The organism is Streptomyces sp. NPDC050145 (assembly GCF_044460245.1).
Taxonomy (GTDB): domain Bacteria; phylum Actinomycetota; class Actinomycetes; order Streptomycetales; family Streptomycetaceae; genus Streptomyces.
Window position 1 is genome coordinate 567,221 of record NZ_JBITJS010000001.1, and the last position, 17,688, is coordinate 584,908.

Sequence of the window (17,688 nt, forward strand, 5' to 3'; positions counted from 1 at the left end):
GCCGGGTTGAGGCCGGGTGCTGTCGCAGGGTTCTTGCCGAGGCGGCATCGCCATGTTCCTGGGGAATGGTGCCCGTCATGATGGTGTGCCCACGATGCGGAACGATCGTCGTCGACGGTCTCAACGACATCGCTGCAGAGGTGGTCGGCACTGCTCTGGCCGGCGTCGGGTTGCTCGCCACTGCCCGGCGGAGGCTCCTGGCTCGTCCTCTGCACGCCTGCTTTCGTGCGTACAAGCGCCGTCCCGGTATTACGAGGGTAGCCCCGGTGGCCTGAACGACTTGCGGTAGTCGGTGGGGGAGACCCCCACCGTCCGGGTGAAGTGGTGGCGCAGGTTCGCCGCCGTGCCCAGGCCGCTGCGGTCGCCGATCTGCTCCACCGGCAGGTCGGTCGACTCCAGCAGGCTCTGCGCCCGGCCGATGCGCTGCTGCAACAGCCACTGCAGCGGTGTCGTACCGGTCGCCTCCCGCAGCCGCCGGTAGAAGGTGCGCGGACTCAGCCCGGCCCGGCGCGCCAGGTCGTCGACGGTGAGCGGCTCGTGCAGTCGCTCGGCCGCCCACTGGAGTACGGGAGCCAGGCCCGCGTCATCGCCGCGGGGCATCGGCGCCTCGATGAACTGTGCCTGGCCCCCCGAGCGGTGGGTCTGCACGACGAGGCGCCGCGCCAGCTGGTTGGCGACCGAGGCCCCCAGGTCGCGGCGGACCAGGTGCAGGCACAGGTCGAGCGCGGCGGTGGCCCCGGCGCTGGTGAGGACCCCTCCCTCGTCGGTGTAGAGGACCGAGTCGTCGACGACCACCTCGGGGTGGCGGGCCGCCAGCTGGGCGGTGTGGCTCCAGTGCGCGGTGGCCCGGCGGCCGTCGAGAAGCCCGGCCGCGGCGAGCGCGAAGGCGCCGGTGCAGAGGGAGACCATCCGGGCCCCGGAGGCGGCGGCCGCGCGCAGGGCCGCCACCAGTTCGGCCGGGACCTCCTGGCCGTCCTCGACGACCGCGTCGGGCACGGACGGCACGATGACCGTGTCGGCACCCACGAGCGCGTCCAGGCCGTACTCCGTGCGCAGGGAGATCGCCCCGGCCGGAGCGCTCCCGCAGAGCCTCAGCTCGTACCAGGGGTCGGCCAGGTCCGGCTGGGGGATGCCGAACACCGCGCAGGCGATGGAGAGTTCGTACAGCTCCCAGAGAGAGACCCCGGAGCGAGGGTCGGGGACGACGGCCACGGCGACGACACCTGTACTCACTCCCCGATCCTAACCCGCCCCAGTGGCAGGTATTTTGCGCACCTCGTCAGTCCTGTCACTGTCAGCCCGCTTCCGCCCCTGCGAGCGTGGATCTTGTCCAAGGGGCCACCGCAGACAGGGAGTTACCACCCATGAATGCGCAGAACGTCACCGTCATCGGACTCGGACAGATGGGCTCGGCGCTCGCCGGCGCCCTCCTGGACGCCGGGCACACCACGACCGTCTGGAACCGCAGTCCCGACAAGGCCGGGCCCCTCGTCGCCCGGGGCGCGGTGCGCGCGGAGACGGTCGCCGAGGCCGTCGCCGCGAGCGACCTGGTCCTGGTCTGCCTCCTCGACTACCCGTCCGTACGCGAACTCCTCGTACCTGTAGGGGAGTCGCTGCACGGCAAGGCCCTGGTCAACCTCACCTCCGGCTCGCCCGAACAGGCGCGAGAGCACGCGAAGTGGGCGGCCGGGTGGGGGATCGCCTACCTCGACGGCGGCATCATGACCACACCGCCCGGCGTCGGCGACAGCGCCCACATGTTCCTCTACAGCGGCGCCCCCGAGGTCCTGGCCGCACACCACGACACCCTGGCCGCCCTCGGCGACCCGGTCGACCTCGGGACGGACCCGGGGCTCGCCTCGCTGTACGACTCCGGACTGCTCGGCCTCATGTGGTCCGTCTTCGGCGGCTGGCTGCACGCCACCGCGCTCACCGGCGCGGACGGGGTCACGGCGAAGGACTTCACGACGATCGCCTGCCGCTGGCTCAAGACGGTCTCCTGGTTCATGACCGGGTACGCCGAACAGATCGACGCGGGCGAGTACCCCGGCCACGACGCCACCATCGACGTGCAGGTCGCCGCGATCGACCACCTGCTGCACGCGGGGGCCGACCGGGGCATCGACCCCCGACTGCCCGAACTGCACCTGGAGTTGATGCGCCAGATGGTGGCCGCCGGGCACGGGAAGGACAGCTACGCGCGCGTGATCGACGCTTTTCGTGCGAGCTAGGTGTTCTGTTCTGGAACGTCGGCATCGGCACGCAGCCAGGCGTCGACGAAATCGACGCCGTAGCCGGTCGGGTCGGCGGGCGCCGCGGCCGCTGTGGTGCGCACGGGGAGGGGGGAGGTCTGGGGAACGACCGTGGACGATGGCGAGGGCAGGACGAGTGTGAGCGCGGCCGGGCCGGCCATCAGCCCGCGTGGTGACAGTCGGCGTCAGCAGCAACGGCGGGGCCGTCACACCTCTGGGGTATCCATCGCGAGGCAGGGGCATGCCCGCGCGCCCCGGCTCCGCGTGACACCTGTGGACCCCGTACGGCAACGGTGAGGGCCTGGTGCTGACGGGGGATGCAGCACCAGGCCCTGCTCGCCACCGTAACGCTTTCCGGCGAGTCCGGCTCGGGTGAGGGGTGCGTCCATCCCAGAGTGGGATCAGCCGGCCGGTGAGTCGCTGACCTTGCCCACCGGGCTGAGCTCCATCTTCCCGCCATCCTCGCCGTCGGTGACGGCGAGCGTGCCCGCCGGCCACCTCAGGGTGAAGGGCTCGGTCTCGTTCGGCGGCGTCACCACCATGTCGGTCAGCTTCACGCCGGAGCCGCCGCTGTTGTTGACCGGGAACGTGATGTTGAAGGCGGCGGTGTCGCCCTCCTTGAGGATCTGCGGCACGGCCTGCTCGCCGTTGCGGTCCACGGAGAAGGTGTCGCCCAGGGACGTCTTGATGTCGACACCCGGGAAGCCGCTGATGCGGCACTCGGCGCTGCCGACGTTCTTGAACGTGACGGTGACGACGCCGTTCGTGTCGTCCGTGGTGTTGTTGGCGGCGGTGGCGGCGTCGAGCACGCCCGAGCGGCACATGTCGACCTTGCCCTCGCTGGTGTCACCGTCGCTGGTGTCGGCGCCCTGGTCGCTCCCGCCGGTGCCGTCCGCCTCGCCCGCCGACGAGGCGGGGCTGGCCTGCGTGGTGCCCGACGCGTTGTCGTTGCCGTTGCAGGCGGTCAGGGTGATGCTCAGGACCGCGGCCGCAGCGACAAGGACGCTCGTGCGAGCGAGGGTGCGGGTCATGATGATGTTCTCCAGTTTCCGGTGCAGCCCCCCCCGCGTCGGCGGGCTACTTGTAATCACCACCTTGCCCGGCGCCGTCGCCGTTTCGTCGCCTTCCCGCTGCCGCGCGGTCGTTGTCTGGATTCCACGCATGATGCGGACGGTGTGGCGAGGGGGCGTTATCTGGTAGGGGCGCCGCTGCCTCCACCGTTGTCCAGGTGTCCCAGCTGCGGCCGGTCGGTGCATCGATCCCGAGCACGTAGTCACCCCCTCGATCTACGTCGACAGGCTGGTGCGGGCAGGAGCGGATGGCACGACAACGAGGCGCTACGCTCGCGGCCGTCGTGGCTCGCGACATCCCGCCCGGACCGTTCGTCAACCTGGGTATCGGACAGCCGACCAAGGTCTCCAACCACCGAGACCCGGCAGACGGCAATCACCCTGCACATCGAGAACGGCATGCTCGGCATGGGCCCCGAAGCCCATGGCGACGCCATCGACCCCGATCTCATCAACGCGGGCAAGGTCCCCGTGACCGAGTCGCCCTGGGCGTCGTACTTCCACCACGGCGACTCCTTCGCGATGATGCGCGGCGGGTACCTCGAGGTTGCGCGCTCCAGGACGCGGTACACCGTGGCCCGGCTGACGGAGAAGATCTCAGCGGACATCACGGTGTCTGACCGCTGGAGGCCAACCCCTGACGTCACGGACGCCCGCCCCGGGACTCGGGACGGGCGTCGTTCGGACAGGCACACGGCCGGAGCCGGTCAGCGGGCGGCGGTCACGCCCGCTGCCACAGGGCGGGCACGTTCGGCGGCTCCCAGCCGCCCTGCGCCTGGTGGTACTGCAGGCAGCGGTAGGTGGAGCCGCCGTACGTCACCGTGTCGCCCGGCTGGTAGACGGTGCCCGCCGCCCAGGTGCCGCCCGGCTCACCGGGCTCACCCGGGTCGCTGCCGGCCGTCTTCAGGGTGAGGCCGTAGTTCTGCAGCAGCGGGTTGATGGGCTGGAAGTACGTGGTGCCGCCGCTGGTGCAGTTGCCGGAGCCGCCCGAGGTCACGCCCTGGGCCTGGCTGCCGGAGATGAACGAGCCGCCGGAGTCACCGGGCTCGGCGCACACCGAGGTGCGGGTCACGCCGGAGATGGTGCCCTCGGGGTAGGCGACGCTGGTGTTGAGCTGCTGGACCGTGCCGCAGTGGTAGCCGGTCGTGGAACCGGAGCGGCAGACCGAGGAGCCGACCGTCGCCTGCGTCGACCCGGCGACCTGCTGCGCGTTCCCCGCGACGACCGGTGTCGCCGTCCAGCTGCTGTTGGCCGCGACCCAGGCCATGTCGTTGCCGGGGAAGATCGACGCCTGGAAGGTGCCCTGCGCGACCTGGTTGTAGCCGCTGGTGCTGGTCCCCGCCCGGCCGCAGTGGCCCGCCGTGGCGAAGCCCTGCGTGGTGCCCCGGGTGACCGGGAAGCCGATCGAGCAGCGGCCGCCACCCATGTAGTACGCGTCGCCGCCCCGCAGGTCGTACAGCGGGCGGGGCCGCTCGGAGGTCTTCAGGACCCGGGCGAGGGAGGCGTCCACCCCGGCCGCGGAGAGCAGACTCCGCGCGGCGGCCGGCCGGACCGCCTCCACCACGAGCGTGTTGGAGCGCACGTCGACGTACCAGGCGGGCGCGTCGGTGGTGCCCCGCTTCGCCGCCGCCCGGTCGAGGCGGGCCTTCGCGGCGTCGAGGTCGGCCAGGGAGTGGCCGACCACGGCCGCGGTGGCGCCGCGTTCCTCGATCGCCGCGACGTCCTTGGCGTCGGTCGTCGCCACGGTCAGGGCGCCCGAATCCGCGCCGCGCACCCAGGCGCCCGCGAAGTCCTTGCCGAGCGTGAGACGTAGCCGTCCGGCGGTGGCGCCCGCCTCGGCCTCGTTGGCCAGCCGGGCGTACGCCTGCTGCTCGCTGATGCCGAGGTCCCGCTGCATGGCGTGGATGACGGCGGGCGAGGCCTCGGCGGTCCTCATGGTCTGCGCCGCGGACGGCGCACGGTGTGACGTCGGGTCGGCGGTCGCGGTCGCGGTCGCGGTCGCGTTCGCGGAGCCGCTGAGCCCGGCCACGAGCAGCGCACCGGCCGCCATGGCCCCCGTACACAGGGTGCGGGCGGGTCTGCGGAGTCGTTGGAGCATGGGGTGGTCTCCTCGGAAGGTTCGGGGAAGTGCGGGAAGTGCGGGGAGTGCGGGGAGTGCCCAAACCGTAGGAGCGCCGGGCCGGCGGCATAAGACGTCAGCCGACCCCCTGCCCCGGTGTTATGGAACGCGCTGCTCCGGGCCGATCAGGCCCGCGTGCGCGCTGCGGGCCTGATCCAGGACCTGCGCCGCAAGTTCCGGCCGCTGGGCCGTCGCGTGCCAGCCGAGCAGATGGCGCCAGACCAGGGGCGTTCCAGTGACCGGACGCAAGGAGATGCCGGGCGTGGCCGGGAACGAGGCCCGGCACAGGCCGACCGTCCGGCCGACCCGCACCAGATGGACGCAGGACGCCGTGTCCGTCTCGTACATCCGGCGCGGGCTGAATCCGGCGCGGGCGCAGGCGGCGGTGAAGCAGTCGGCGAAGCAGCCGTCGCCGGGGACGCAGGCCCACTCCTGGTCGGCGAGCGCCGCAAGGCCGATCTCACCGGCGCCGGCCAGCGGGTGGTCGTCGGCGAGCATCACGAGGACGGGGTCCACGGCGATCTCCCGCCAGACGAGCTGCTCGGGGCCGGGCGGGGTGGCCGATCCGCAGGTTCCCGTCAGGGCGAAGTCCAGTCGTCCGTCGGCCAGTTGACCGGCCAGCTCGCGCTCGGACCAGGAGGCGCTGGTGGTGACGGCGGCGCCGGGCGCCATGTCCGTGAGCCGCTCGAGCAGTGCGCCGAGCAGCGGGCCGTGGGTGCCGCCGAGCCGCAGCCGCTCCGGCTCCTGGCGGGCCCGGGCGAACCGGGTCGCCTCCATCTGGAGTTCGGCGACGGCGGGCAGCACGACCCGGGTGCGCTCGAGGACCAGCTCGCCGAGGGCCGTGGCCCGCACGCCGTACCTGCCCCGCTCGAACAGGGCTCCGCCCAGGGCTCGTTCGATCCGTCTGAGCTGTGCGCTCAGCGCCGGCTGGGCGAGCCCGAGCGTGGTGGCCGCCCGGGTGAGGCTGCCCGCCTCGGCGATCGTCCGGATGGTCCTCAGATGCCGCAACTCCAGCTCCATGCAGTGAGCTTGCGGGGCGGGCGGGACAGGAGCAAGAGGCTGGTATGGACCAATTGTGGCGGCGGCGGGACGATGGGCCGATGTTCAGGACGACTGTCTTACCTGGAACACCGTGCGCCCCTCCGCACCCCGGAGACGTACCCCTGCACCGGCTGGAGACGGCCGGCCCCGGCGCCACGCCCTTCGCGGCGGGCGGCTTCGACGCGCTGGGGCCGCTGGCCAGGGACCGCGGACCGCACCGGCACACCTTCTACGAGATCGTCCACGTCACCGCGGGCACCGGCACCCATGTGGTCGACCTCGCGCGCTGGAGGCTGAGCCCCCCGCACCTCGCCGTGATCTGCCCCGGCCAGGTCCACCACTGGGAGTCCGACCGGGACCTCACGGGCACCCTCGTGCTGTTCACCGAGGACTTCCTGGTCGACCACCCCGGTGACCGGGCCGTCCTGCGACGCCTCGGCGAGCGGTCCTGGTTCGGCCTGGACACCGAACAGGACGCGCGCATCGGCCTGTTGGCGGACGAGCTGGTCCGGGAGTACGGCGAGCGGAACCCCGGCTACGAGAGCGTGCTGCGCTCCCTGCTGCACGTCCTGGTGACCCGGGCGGACCGTCTGCCGGAGCGCGCCGCGAGGTCCCGGCCGGCGCAGGGCCGGATCGGCGCCGTCGCCGAGGCGTTCGCCCGGCTGCTCGCCGACCGGCGCGAGGCGCCCGCGTCCACCGAGCGGGACTGGATCGTCCGGGAGTGCGCCCGCCGCCTCGGCGTCACCCCCGGCTACCTCACCGAGGCCGTACGGGCGGCGACCGGCCGCAGCCCCGGACGCCTGCTCATCGAGGCCCGCGCCCAACAGGCACAACGGCTGCTCGCACACACCAGCCTCTCGGTAAGACAGATTGCCGACCGCACCGGGTTCGCCGCCCCCGCCTACTTCAGCCGCTTCTTCCGCCGTGAGACCGGATCGAGCCCCGGCGCCTTCCGAAAACACCACAGTCACCACCACCAGTCCCTCGAAGCACCGCGGCGGCGTCCCTAGGTTCATTGGCGATCCGACAGCCCCCACAAGGAGCAGGCATGGACAGCCAGACGAACCCACCGCACCCTTCGCACTCCCCGCTCGTCAGCCGCAAGACGGTGCTGCGCGCGGCCCTCGCGGCCGGCGCCGCCGTGCCCCTAGCGATGACGGGCACCCCCGCCCTGGCCCGCACGTTCGCCGACGCTGGCACCCCGGTCGAGGTGACCCCGGCCTGCGACGACGGCGATGACCCGACACCGAGCCAGATCGAGGGCCCGTACTTCAAGCCGAACTCCCCGCAGCGCACGAGCCTGTTGGAAGCCGGGACGCCCGGCATGCGGCTCACGCTCACCGGATACGTCTTCGGCCTGGCCTGCCGCCCGATATCGGGCGCGCTGATGGACTTCTGGCAAGCGGACACGAACGGCGCCTACGACAACACCGGCTTCCGCTTCCGCGGCCACCAGTACACGGCCTCGAACGGCTCCTTCACCCTGACCACGATCGTGCCGGGCCTCTACCCCGGACGCACCCGGCACATCCACGTGAAGGTCCAGGCACCGGGCCGCCCGGTCCTCACCACGCAGTTGTACTTCCCGAACGAGCCCCGCAACAACACCGACTCGATCTACGACCCACGCCTGCTGATGGCGGTGCGCGACGGGGGAGAGGGCCGCGAGGCATCGTTCGACTTCGTCCTCGACGTGCCCCAGGACCCGGGCGGCGGCGACCCCAGCGACCCACCGACCGGCGGCACCTGGGCCGTGGGGACGACCTACGGGACCGGCGCGACGGTCACCTACGGCGGCCGTAACTACCGCTGCCTGCAGGGACACACGGCCCAGCCCGGATGGGAGCCGCCGAACGCCCCGGCTCTGTGGCAACTCGTCTGACCTCGGCGGCCGGGGGAGCGGGTACACGCTGCCGTCACCGCCGCCCCGGGGCCGTGTCCCGAATTCGACGTGCGTCACGCTCGGGGTACTCACTCCGACTTGATCGGCCACGCTCCCGCCGAGTGTGGCAGACCAGCGGGGTTGCTCGGCTGATGCCCGACGCCGCGGTCCTCCCGCCGCTGCCGCGCGCCTGCTGTTCGTGTTTACTCGGGGCGGGTGGTCACTGCGGTGTGGTCGGGACGGTGATGCCGGATGTCGGCGCGTCCGTGGTCCTCTTCGGGTCCGCTTTGGAGAGGGTGCAGACGCCGTTCACACAGTTGCGTTCGAGACGGCCGCGGGTGATGGTCTGCGCCAGGCCGACCATCCAGCAGGTGGGGCAGCCGCGGAAGGCGATCAGGGCCAGCGGGGCTGCCAGCAGGGTGGCGGGGCCGAAGGCGGGCACGAGGGCGATCGAGCCGGCGATCAGTCCGAAGCCGATGGCGCCGCGCGCCAGGTGGCGTGGGACGGTCTTGCTGGCGAAGTTCGTCTGGGGCGTTGCGGGGTTTACGGCGGTCGGGGTGTTCGTGTGCTTCGCGGTTTTCACGTTGGTCATGGTCGTGCCTCTCCTGAGGCTGGTTGGTTGGTCGGTGTGAGTGAGTGACGCAAGGCTGTGCGGGCTCTGTGCAGCCGTGACTTCATCGCGGCGTTGCTGAGACCGAGTGATCGGGCGACGGTGTTGCCGGGCAGGCCCTGGATGTCTCGCATGATCAGGACTTGGCGCTGGTCACGGGGAAGTGCACTCACCGCGGCCGCGATCCGTTCCGCTTCCATCTGGCGCAGCACTGCTTCCTCGGCGGACTGCTCCGCGGACGTCTCCGGTTCGGCTGCCGTCTGGTCACTGGGTGAAACGAGCAGCCGTACCTGGCGGAGGCATTCGTTGCGCACGATCCGGAACATCCACGAGGCGAGCGCGCCGGTAGCGCGCAGCGTGCCGAGCTTCCGGTACAGAATGATCAACGCCTCCTGCGCCGCGTCCTCCGCGTCCTGCGGTGAGGCGCACAGCGACAGGGCGAACTTGCGCACGTGAGGCTGCGACTCGAGGACGACAGCGGTCAGCGAAGTGACGTCGCCGTCCTGGGCGGCCTTGATCAGCCGATCGTCCGGCCAGGGTGAGCGTCGTGTCATGGGTCCTACTCCTGCCCCGAGGGCGCAATGTGTGAAGGAACTTGTCAGCCATGGCTCTTCTTCCAGCGCCTCATGAGGTGCACGCTGCACGCGGACACCAGCACAACGCCGATCACGATGATGCCAACGACCATGGTTTCCTCCTGATATCCGTCGGCCCACGCGGCCGGTACACGGATAAGAGGCGGGGAACCCCGGAAAGGATTCACCCCGGTCGTAGGAGATCCTCGAGACGGTTCGGCGTGCTGTCCCGGCAGATGCCGGCCCTGTCCACAGTGAACGTTCTCGATGGCTCAGCCGGTTTCCCTCTCGTCATAGGGACCGTGATCACCGCCGCCAGCGTCACCCAGGACAACTACGGTGGTGCAGTCTTCGCCGCTCTTGGATGCGGCATCAAGCCCCGAACGCGTTACCCGGCCCGGCGGTATGCGAGGAGCCCTGCCCTGCCCCGGTTTACCTGCGGCGCGGGGCGTCGCGGGCCCCCGGTTGTCCACTCTCGCTGCCACGCCCCAGAACGCGCCTATCAGGGCCCGCACGCCGGTGTTTGGCGCCTGGCTCGACCGCCGACGCGGCCACGGCGAAGCTGACTGAATCACGAGCACGCTAATTTTGAACGTGTTCAGTTCTTGGTTTAGGCTCACCCACGACAAGGGAGCGGGAGCCGATGAAGATTGTGATTCCAGGGGGCACCGGGCAGGTCGGCGCGATCCTGAAGCGTGCACTCGACGCGGCCGGACACGAGGTCGTGATTCTCACCAGGCGCCCCGAACGTGAGGGCGAGCTCCAATGGGACGGTCGGACTCTGGGGCCCTGGACGGAGGCGGTGGACGGCAGCGACGTCGTCATCAATCTGGCCGGATGTACGGTGAGCTGCCGATACACAGCGGCCAACCTGCAGGAAATGATGGACTCGAGGGTCGACTCCACCCGGGTCGTGGGCGCCGCGATCGCGGGCGCCGCCCACCCGCCCAGGGTGTGGCTGCAGATGAGCACGGCGACGGTGTACGCGCACCGCTTCGACGCCCCCAACGACGAGGCCACTGGGCTGATCGGCGGCGCCGAACCGCGCGTGCCGCGATACTGGCGGTACAGCGTCGAGATCGCCAAGGCCTGGGAGAACGCTCAACAGCAGGCCGAAACGCCGGCCACGCGCAAGGTCGCTCTACGCTCGGCCATGGTGATGAGCCCGGACCGCGGCGGGGTCTTCGCCGTCCTGCGTGGACTGGCCCGACTGGGGCTGGGCGGCCCGGTCGCCGGTGGAGCACAGTACGTGTCGTGGATCCATGAACACGACTTCGTGCGCGCGGTGGAGTTCTTGATCGACCGGGAGGACATCGTAGGGCCGGTGAACCTGGCGGCTCCCCATCCGCTGCCGCAGCGCGCGTTCATGCGCGCCCTGCGCTCCGCGTGCGGTGTGCCGGTCGGTCTGCCTGCGACGAAGTGGATGGCCGAGGTGGGCGCGTTCGCTCTGCGTTCCGACACGGAACTGCTGCTGAAGAGCCGTCGTGTCGTCCCGGGCCGACTGGCTCAGGCCGGCTTCGAGTTTCAGTATGCACAGTGGCAGCAGGCTGCAGATGAGCTGGTGCGTCGGGTGCACAAACGGGGGCGGAGATCGTCCTCGGCACCCCGGTGAACGGATCCAGGAATGCGGCTTGGGCCTCACCGTACATACGTCCCGAAGTGTCGATACAGCCTCCCCGTACCTCCGAACTGCTTGAGCACTGGCGCCCACACCGCCTCGATGTGGGCGACCGCCTGGTCCTCCTCGAGCCACTCGGAGAAGCTCAGAACCTTCGTGCCGTCCAGGCTGATGCCGCAGAGGTCCTGAAAGGAAGAGGCCTTCTGGGCTCCGTCAGGAAGAAGTGACGACTGCCCCCGGCCCTCCGACAAGATCGAGGCGAACTGGCATGGCAGAGCAGGGCACCCATTCGTCTACGCGTCCGTCAAGGCCGCGAGTTCCTCGTCCGCCTCCCTGAGGCGCGGATGATTCTGCCGGGTGAGCCCTCGGCGGGCGGCCTCCAGAGCCGTACGCGCCTCGGCGGTGCGGCCGAGGCGGCGCAGCACGACGGCCAGGTCCAGCCGAGCCTGTTCGCTCCACGCGGCCACATGGGCGGCCTCGAACCCTTCAAGGGCACGCCGGAGCAACTGCTCGGCCCGCTCCCAGCGGTGCAGGGCGCGGTGGTCGAGGCCGAGGTGGTACCGCGTGTGCACCCGGTACAGCGTGACGATGGCTTCGGGCTGGCCGGAGAGGCCGGTGTCGCACAGCCGTTCGCTCTCCCGGTGGATGGCCAGCGCCTCCTCCGGCCGCCCCATGGACCGCAGATGGGCGCCCAGCGCGTTGAGTGTCGACAGCTCCGCCGGCCTGCTCTGGGGCGCGGGGCTCTCCCGGTGGCAGTCCGCCGAGTCCTTCAGCCACGCCAGCGCTTCCTCGGCCCGCCCGAGGTGGTGCAGGGCCCCCGCCCCGTAGCCGAAGGCCCAGCCGGCCTGCAGGAGATCTCCGGCCGCGCGGGCGGCGGCCAGGGCCTCGCGGGCCGCCGCCAGGCCCGCCACGTAGTCGTGGACGCACAGATTGCACGACCAGGCCAGGTAGTTGAGGTGCACGGCCTCGTCGCGACGGCTGCCGAGTGCCCGCGCGGCGGCCACCGAGCAGCGGAACACCTCCGCCCACTGCTCCCAGTGCTGGGTGCGGTCCGAGAACCAGTACATGGCCTCCACGGTGTCCAGCACCTCCCGGTGGTGCCCGTCAGCGAGCGCCTGCCGCAGCGCACCCGTCCACTGCGCCCGTTCGGCCTCCAGCCAGTCGCGCGCCTCGTCCGCGTTCCGGGGTGCGGTCGGCGGATGCGGATCACCGTCGGGCGCGCGCTCGCCGTCGTAGTGGAGCGCGGCCGCCCGCGCCCTGGCCAGCGTCCACAGCGCCGCGTGCTCCCGTGCGGCCGACATCTCGACGGGTTCGTCCTCGGTCAGCTGCTCGGCGGCGAACAGCCGTAGAAGATCATGGAAGCGGTAGCGCTCGACGGCCGGATCGGGCTGGAGCAGCCCACGATCGGCAAGACTCTCCGCGAGCAGCCGCGCCGTCCGCAGCGTGCACCCGGCCAGCAGCGACGCGGTCTGCGGCGAGAAGTCCACCCCGTCGGCGAGCGTCGCCCGCCGCAGTATCCGTTGTGCGTCGGGGGTGAGTTGCCGGTACGACAGCGCGAACGCCGCTCGCACCTCGAGATCACCGGCCCGCAGAGCATCCAGCCGAGACTCCTCCTGCTCGAGTTGAGACACCAGGCGTCCGAGCCGCTCGCCCGGCCGGGCCGCCAGTCGTTGCGCCGCGATCCGCAAGGCGAGGGGCAGTTGTCCGCACAGGTCGGTCAGGTCACGTGCGGCCTGCGGCTCTGCCGCCACCCGCTCGGCACCGATCGCCCGGCCGAGCAGCGCTATCGACTCCTCCCGCCGCAGCACATCGAGCGCGATCCGGTGCGCCCCCTCGATCCCGGCCAGCGCACAGCGGCTGGTCACCAGGGTCAGCGCCGGCCCCGACACGGGCAGCAACGGCCTGACCTGCGTTTCGTCCGCCGCGTTGTCCAGAACGATCAGCATCCGCCGCTCCGCGACGGTCGTCTGGAACAGCGTCGCCCGGCTCTCGCGGTCGTGCGGCACAGCGGACTCCTCCACTCCGAGCGCACGCAGCAAGCGCCGCATCACGTCGTGAGGTTCGGCCGGATCCGTTCGCGTGCCCCGCAGATCGACGGCGAACGCCCCGTCCGGAAAGCGTCCGGCCAGGTCGTGCGCCCCGCGCACGACGAACGCTGTCTTGCCCAGCCCCGGCTGCCCCGTCACCAGCACCGCCACCGGATGAGCGGGACCGGCCGCAAGCGCCACAGCACGAAGCCGCACGAGCTCGGCCTCGCGGGCAGTGAAGTCCCGTACGTCACGCGGCAACGCCAGCCCCGCAGGCGTCGCGGGCACCGGCGTCCGTGGTCGCGGTCGTCCCAGAGTCGCCGCCCGCTCCAGCGCCTCCGCGTCGGTCGCGTCAGGCGACAGGGCCGCCACCAGCGCGGCGACCGTCTGACGCTGCGGACCTCGGGTGCGCCCCCGCTCCATGTCGGCCAGCGCCCGCACACTCACCCCCGCCCGGTGCGCCAAGGCCTCCTGACTGAGCCCGGCGCGCGTGCGCAGGCGGTTCAGCAGCGGCCCGAAGCCGGCGGTGGCATCGTCGGCGGGGGCACCGGCAGGGATGTTCATCGTGCGTTCTCCGGTGCGGGGCTGGGAGCGGACAGAGGAGTAGAGCAGGGCACATGTGAAGGAGCAGGTGTTCCGGCAGAAGTGGGCGAGCCGTACTTCCGCCGGTAAGACTGCCTCGTGGCGGCCACGGTTCCAGTGGTGGACTGACGGGGGCTCAGACCCGTCCCCCTACTCGTCCCTCCCCTTTATTCCTGCCTGGAGCTGGTCATGTTCGGAAAGATCGCGCGTGCGGTCATGGTCGGCGCGCTCGCGCTGACGCCCGTCCTGGGAGCGACGTCTCCCGCTTCCGCGTACACACTGCCTGACATCGGACTTCCGCCCGCGGGAGACGACGGCCGGGACCAGGTGCACAAGGACTGCGATGCCGCGTCGATCGTCTCGCCGGGGCACGGAGGCATCGGTTCCGGGCTGACCTCGTGCATCCTGGCGTCCCAGGAGGACCAGGCGAACACGAAGCGGACGCGTGGCGAGTTCGTCCAGGAACTGCTCACGCTGATCGACACCGAGGTCGGCAACTGGTACAACGTCATGATCTTCGACATCAAGGGCAAGAACGCCTTCGGCGACCCGTGGTTCGTTCACGACTACCACGAGGACTTCAAGGACGTCGCCTTCACGATGGACGTCGACTGGGACGACCCGACGTCCCGAGAGGACCAGACCTTCCGCATCTGGGTGTTCTCCGGTGGCGGCACATTCGAGAACCCGGGTGACGGCGGCTGGATCAACTGGGGCTTCTCCGGGAACTACACGCGCAGGACCGAGGGCGGCACGGGGTACGTGGACTTCTCCCCGACCTACATCCCCAACTCTCCCGGTGGCGAGGTCCCGATCACGAACCGTAGTCCCAGTACCCCCGTGGGCCCGGACATTCCGCGGATCTACCCCGAGGGCGAGATGACCCCCCAGCAGCCCCTGGCTCTCACCACGACCGCCTCCGCCGCCCCGCCCACGATCGTTCCCGTCTACATCCACACCCAGCAGAGCCTGGCCGCCGTGCCGAACGCCGCGAAGTCCGGCGCGAAGATCGTGGCCGGGAAGTACGGAACCCCGGGCGCGCTGTGGGTGGTGACGCCGCTGTCCAACGGCCGCTACCGGATCGACGACGGCCTCGGCCTCTCCCTCACCACGAACACCACGACGTACCAGGCCAACCTCGCGCCGTGGAAGGGAAGTTCGACCCAGCAGTGGGAGATCGTCCCCAACGGTTCGGGCACCTTCCAGATCCGCAACTCCAGCCAGGACTGCCTCACGTACGACGAGGCGTACAAGACCCTCGGCGTCTGGACGTGCAACGGCGCGAAGGACCAGCAGTTCGGGATTGCCCAGTAACCTGCGCCCACCAACTCCTTGACGATGGCACCGGCAGCGCCGTGCACGACGGCGGTCACCCCGCACGCCGATCCGGTGACGCAGCACAGGGTGGCACACGGCCGGCCGCGTCACCGGCACGCCCCGGCTCTTCATCTCCCGTACGGCAGAGCGTCACGCGCTCCGCCGGCTCGGCCGCATCGCCGAGGCACGCACGACACCGGAAGCCGCCCACCATGGGCTCACTCGGCAAAGTCATCCTCGCCGGGCATAGGCCGAGGCGGAACGCGCCGCCCTCGCGCGTGCGTAGACCGACGGTCGACAGGAGCCCCAGGTCACCGCGGACGCTCAACTGTGCCTCCGCCACCGCACGGCTGTGTATCAGTCATGCATCACTGCAGGTCAGCCCTATGGGTCGATGAGTGGACCCGGGACGCCGGGTGCGTGGTGGAGCGTGAGGACAGGCATGATGGGGGGCCGACGACCACCCCGCCCGATGGATACGCATGTCTGAAGCCACTCCCGTGATGATCCTGCTCGTCGAGGACGACGAGGTGATCCGGAGATCCGTCGCGATCGCTCTGGAACGCTACGGCTACGCCGTGACCGTCGCCGGTGACGGGCTGACGGGGCTCGAACTGTTCAGGGAGGGCCGCCACGACCTTCTTCTGCTCGACGTGATGCTGCCCGGGCTGGACGGCATCGGGCTGTGCCGCCGCATCAGGGAAACGAGCATGGACCCGATCCTGATGATGTCCGCGCGTGGCGACGCCCTGGACGTGGTCTCCGGGCTGGAGGCCGGAGCGGACGACTACGTGGTCAAGCCCGTCGACACTGCGGTCCTGGTGGCCCGGATCCGCTCGCTGCTGCGCCGGGCCACGTTCGTCTCCCCGGTACCCGCCGGAGCGGCCGGGCCGGAAGAGACGGCAGAACGGGAAGGGGAGTGCGACCGGCTGGTCTTCGGGGACCTGACGATCGACTCCGCCGCGCTGGAGGTGTCCAGGGGCGGCCGCCGACTCTCCCTGACGCCGACCGAACTGCGGCTGCTGCTGGAGTTCGCGGCTCATCCCGGAATCGTGCTGGACCGCCAGACCCTGCTGCGCAACGTCTGGGACTACGGCTGGGACGGTGACACGAGGGTCGTCGACCTGTGTGTGCAGCGGCTGCGCAAGAAGATCGGCGCCGACCGTGTCGAGACGGTCCGCGGCTTTGGCTACAAGCTGCGGCGCTGAACGGAGTCACGGACATGACGGTCGTCCGCACGCTGCTGAACCTTCGCTCGATGCGCTGGAAGACCATTTTCCTGGTGGCCGTGGCGTGTTCCTCCATGGCACTCACCATCGGTCTGCTCGTGCACGAGTCGACCCTCGAAAGGTCGATGAACGACGGCGCGGCCAAGGCCCGCAGCAGTCTGGACCGCGCGATGAGCGAAGCGGAAACCTCGGGTCAGGAGCCGCCGTCGGTCACCTCCGGTGAGCTCCCGGACGCCCTGCTGCGGAAGCTCGATCGCCACGGCGAGGGCACCCTCTACGAGAACGGTCCGCCTGCCCCCGGCTACTGGGCCGCGCGGAGAGAAGGCGGGCGGCTGTACGCGGTCGAGGTCGACATGACCACCGACCTGCTCACCCGCCAGGCCCTCGACCGGCACCTGTGGAAGTACTCCCTGCTCACCCTGGCCGTCGTCATCCCGGCCACGGCCCTGGCCACCGCACTCCCGGCCCGGCGGCTGCGCCGGGTGGCCCGCACCGCCCGCAGCATCACGGCGGGCGACCTGAACGCCCGTACAGCCATGGGCGGCAGCGGCGGCGACGAGATCACCGAGATCGCCACCACCGTCGACTCGATGGCCGACAGCCTGCAACGACGCCTCGCGGACGAGCAGCGCTTCACCGCCGACGTCGCCCACGAACTGCGCACCCCGCTGATGGGCCTGCTCACCTCGGCCGGGCTGCTCCCCGAATGCGAGGCCACCGACCTCGTACGTGACCGTGTCCAGGTGCTGCGCGACCTCGTCGAGGACCTCCTCGAGATCTCCCGCCTCGATGCGGGAGCCGAGCAGCCGATGACGCGGCCGGTGGCTCTCACCGAGCTCGTCGAGGAGTCGGCGGCCAGAACCGGCCTCACCGCGCGGGTGACCACCCAGGGCGCACCGGCGGTGGCCAGGACCGACCCCCGGCGCCTGGACCGGATCGTGGCCAACCTCGTGGTCAATGCCCACCGCCACGGTGCCGGCCCCGTGGAGATCACCGTCTCCGGTGCCGCGATCACCGTCCGGGACCACGGCCCCGGCTTCCCTGCGGAGCTCCTCGCCGACGGCCCCCGGCGCTTCCGCACCGGTGCTGTCGAGCGGGGCCGCGGGCACGGCCTGGGCCTCACGATCGCCCGGGGGCAGGCGCAGGTGATCGGAGCGGAGCTGGACTTCGCGAATCATCCGGAGGACGGAGGGGCGGTGGCGGTGCTGCGTCTGCCTGAGGATCACCAGGGACCGGGCGGTCCCGACGCGGCAATGTTCCAGTCCTAGCCACTGACCACGGGTGCGGGCCGCTCTGCCGACCCCGCCTGTCCGGCCGGTCACGGAACGATACACGGCTGATGCCTTCCTGAGCATCAGCAGAGCAG

14 protein-coding genes and 1 pseudogene are annotated in these 17,688 nt (G+C 70.9%); 8 read left to right on the forward strand and 7 right to left on the reverse strand.

The features are described 5' to 3' along the window. Nucleotides 1–249 precede the first annotated feature (249 nt). Entirely contained in the window at nucleotides 250–1,233 is a 984-nt protein-coding gene (locus ACIBTU_RS02815; protein WP_399124082.1) for a helix-turn-helix domain-containing protein, read from the reverse strand. An 86-nt stretch (nucleotides 1,234–1,319) separates the two neighbouring features. Here ACIBTU_RS02815 and ACIBTU_RS02820 point away from each other — a divergent pair, with 86 nt between their 5' ends. Further along, complete coding sequence (locus ACIBTU_RS02820; RefSeq protein WP_399124083.1) at nucleotides 1,320–2,231, forward strand: NAD(P)-dependent oxidoreductase; 912 nt, start codon at nucleotides 1,320–1,322, stop codon at nucleotides 2,229–2,231. Nucleotides 2,232–2,653: 422 nt separating this feature from the next. Here the strand turns inward: ACIBTU_RS02820 and ACIBTU_RS02825 are convergent, their stop codons facing one another. Further along, nucleotides 2,654–3,283: a DUF4232 domain-containing protein gene (locus ACIBTU_RS02825; protein WP_399124084.1), complete on the reverse strand. Its 630-nt coding sequence runs from the start codon at nucleotides 3,281–3,283 to the stop codon at nucleotides 2,654–2,656. A 287-nt stretch (nucleotides 3,284–3,570) separates the two neighbouring features. Here ACIBTU_RS02825 and ACIBTU_RS02830 point away from each other — a divergent pair. Continuing rightward, a pseudogene (locus ACIBTU_RS02830) lies at nucleotides 3,571–3,871 on the forward strand (CoA-transferase); the annotation flags it as partial. A 172-nt stretch (nucleotides 3,872–4,043) separates the two neighbouring features. On the opposite strand, the gene ACIBTU_RS02835 reads toward ACIBTU_RS02830, so the two are convergent. Both ACIBTU_RS02835 and ACIBTU_RS02840 read right to left on the reverse strand, forming a co-directional pair. Then, complete coding sequence (locus ACIBTU_RS02835; protein WP_399124085.1) at nucleotides 4,044–5,420, reverse strand: alpha-lytic protease prodomain-containing protein; 1,377 nt, start codon at nucleotides 5,418–5,420, stop codon at nucleotides 4,044–4,046. Between the two features lie 120 nt (nucleotides 5,421–5,540). Beyond that, a complete protein-coding gene (locus tag ACIBTU_RS02840; RefSeq protein ID WP_399124086.1) occupies nucleotides 5,541–6,461 on the reverse strand; it encodes a LysR substrate-binding domain-containing protein in 921 nt (306 codons plus the stop codon). A gap of 80 nt (nucleotides 6,462–6,541) precedes the next feature. On the opposite strand from ACIBTU_RS02840, the gene ACIBTU_RS02845 reads away from it, so the two are divergent. Then, complete coding sequence (locus ACIBTU_RS02845) at nucleotides 6,542–7,492, forward strand: helix-turn-helix domain-containing protein (RefSeq protein WP_399124087.1); 951 nt, start codon at nucleotides 6,542–6,544, stop codon at nucleotides 7,490–7,492. 38 nt (nucleotides 7,493–7,530) lie between these two features. Beyond that, on the forward strand, nucleotides 7,531–8,364 hold the full coding sequence (locus ACIBTU_RS02850; RefSeq protein WP_399124088.1) for a carbohydrate-binding protein: 834 nt from the start codon (nucleotides 7,531–7,533) through the stop codon (nucleotides 8,362–8,364). A 220-nt stretch (nucleotides 8,365–8,584) separates the two neighbouring features. Here ACIBTU_RS02850 and ACIBTU_RS02855 read toward each other — a convergent pair whose 3' ends face one another. Beyond that, nucleotides 8,585–8,956: a hypothetical protein gene (locus ACIBTU_RS02855; RefSeq protein ID WP_399124089.1), complete on the reverse strand. Its 372-nt coding sequence runs from the start codon at nucleotides 8,954–8,956 to the stop codon at nucleotides 8,585–8,587. Continuing rightward, nucleotides 8,953–9,528, reverse strand: coding sequence for an RNA polymerase sigma factor (locus ACIBTU_RS02860; protein ID WP_399124090.1), 576 nt, complete (start codon nucleotides 9,526–9,528; stop codon nucleotides 8,953–8,955). Before ACIBTU_RS02860 ends, ACIBTU_RS02855 begins: the two co-directional genes overlap by 4 nt. 664 nt (nucleotides 9,529–10,192) lie before the next feature. Between ACIBTU_RS02860 and ACIBTU_RS02865 the strand changes: the two genes are divergently transcribed. Beyond that, nucleotides 10,193–11,161, forward strand: coding sequence for a TIGR01777 family oxidoreductase (locus ACIBTU_RS02865; protein ID WP_399124091.1), 969 nt, complete (start codon nucleotides 10,193–10,195; stop codon nucleotides 11,159–11,161). 299 nt (nucleotides 11,162–11,460) lie between these two features. On the opposite strand, the gene ACIBTU_RS02870 is transcribed toward ACIBTU_RS02865, so the two are convergent. Further along, nucleotides 11,461–13,758: an ATP-binding protein gene (locus ACIBTU_RS02870; RefSeq protein ID WP_399124092.1), complete on the reverse strand. Its 2,298-nt coding sequence runs from the start codon at nucleotides 13,756–13,758 to the stop codon at nucleotides 11,461–11,463. A gap of 207 nt (nucleotides 13,759–13,965) precedes the next feature. Between ACIBTU_RS02870 and ACIBTU_RS02875 the strand changes: the two genes are divergently transcribed. The 3 genes from ACIBTU_RS02875 (at nucleotide 13,966) to ACIBTU_RS02885 (ending at nucleotide 17,590) form a co-directional block, all read left to right on the forward strand. Further along, nucleotides 13,966–15,090, forward strand: coding sequence for an RICIN domain-containing protein (locus ACIBTU_RS02875; RefSeq protein ID WP_399124093.1), 1,125 nt, complete (start codon nucleotides 13,966–13,968; stop codon nucleotides 15,088–15,090). Nucleotides 15,091–15,575: 485 nt separating this feature from the next. Then, nucleotides 15,576–16,301 carry a two-component system response regulator CseB gene (cseB, locus tag ACIBTU_RS02880; protein WP_399124094.1) on the forward strand — a complete coding sequence of 242 codons (726 nt, stop codon included), beginning with the start codon at nucleotides 15,576–15,578 and terminating at the stop codon, nucleotides 16,299–16,301. Between the two features lie 14 nt (nucleotides 16,302–16,315). Then, a complete protein-coding gene (locus ACIBTU_RS02885) occupies nucleotides 16,316–17,590 on the forward strand; it encodes an ATP-binding protein (protein WP_399124095.1) in 1,275 nt (424 codons plus the stop codon). Nucleotides 17,591–17,688 lie beyond the last annotated feature (98 nt).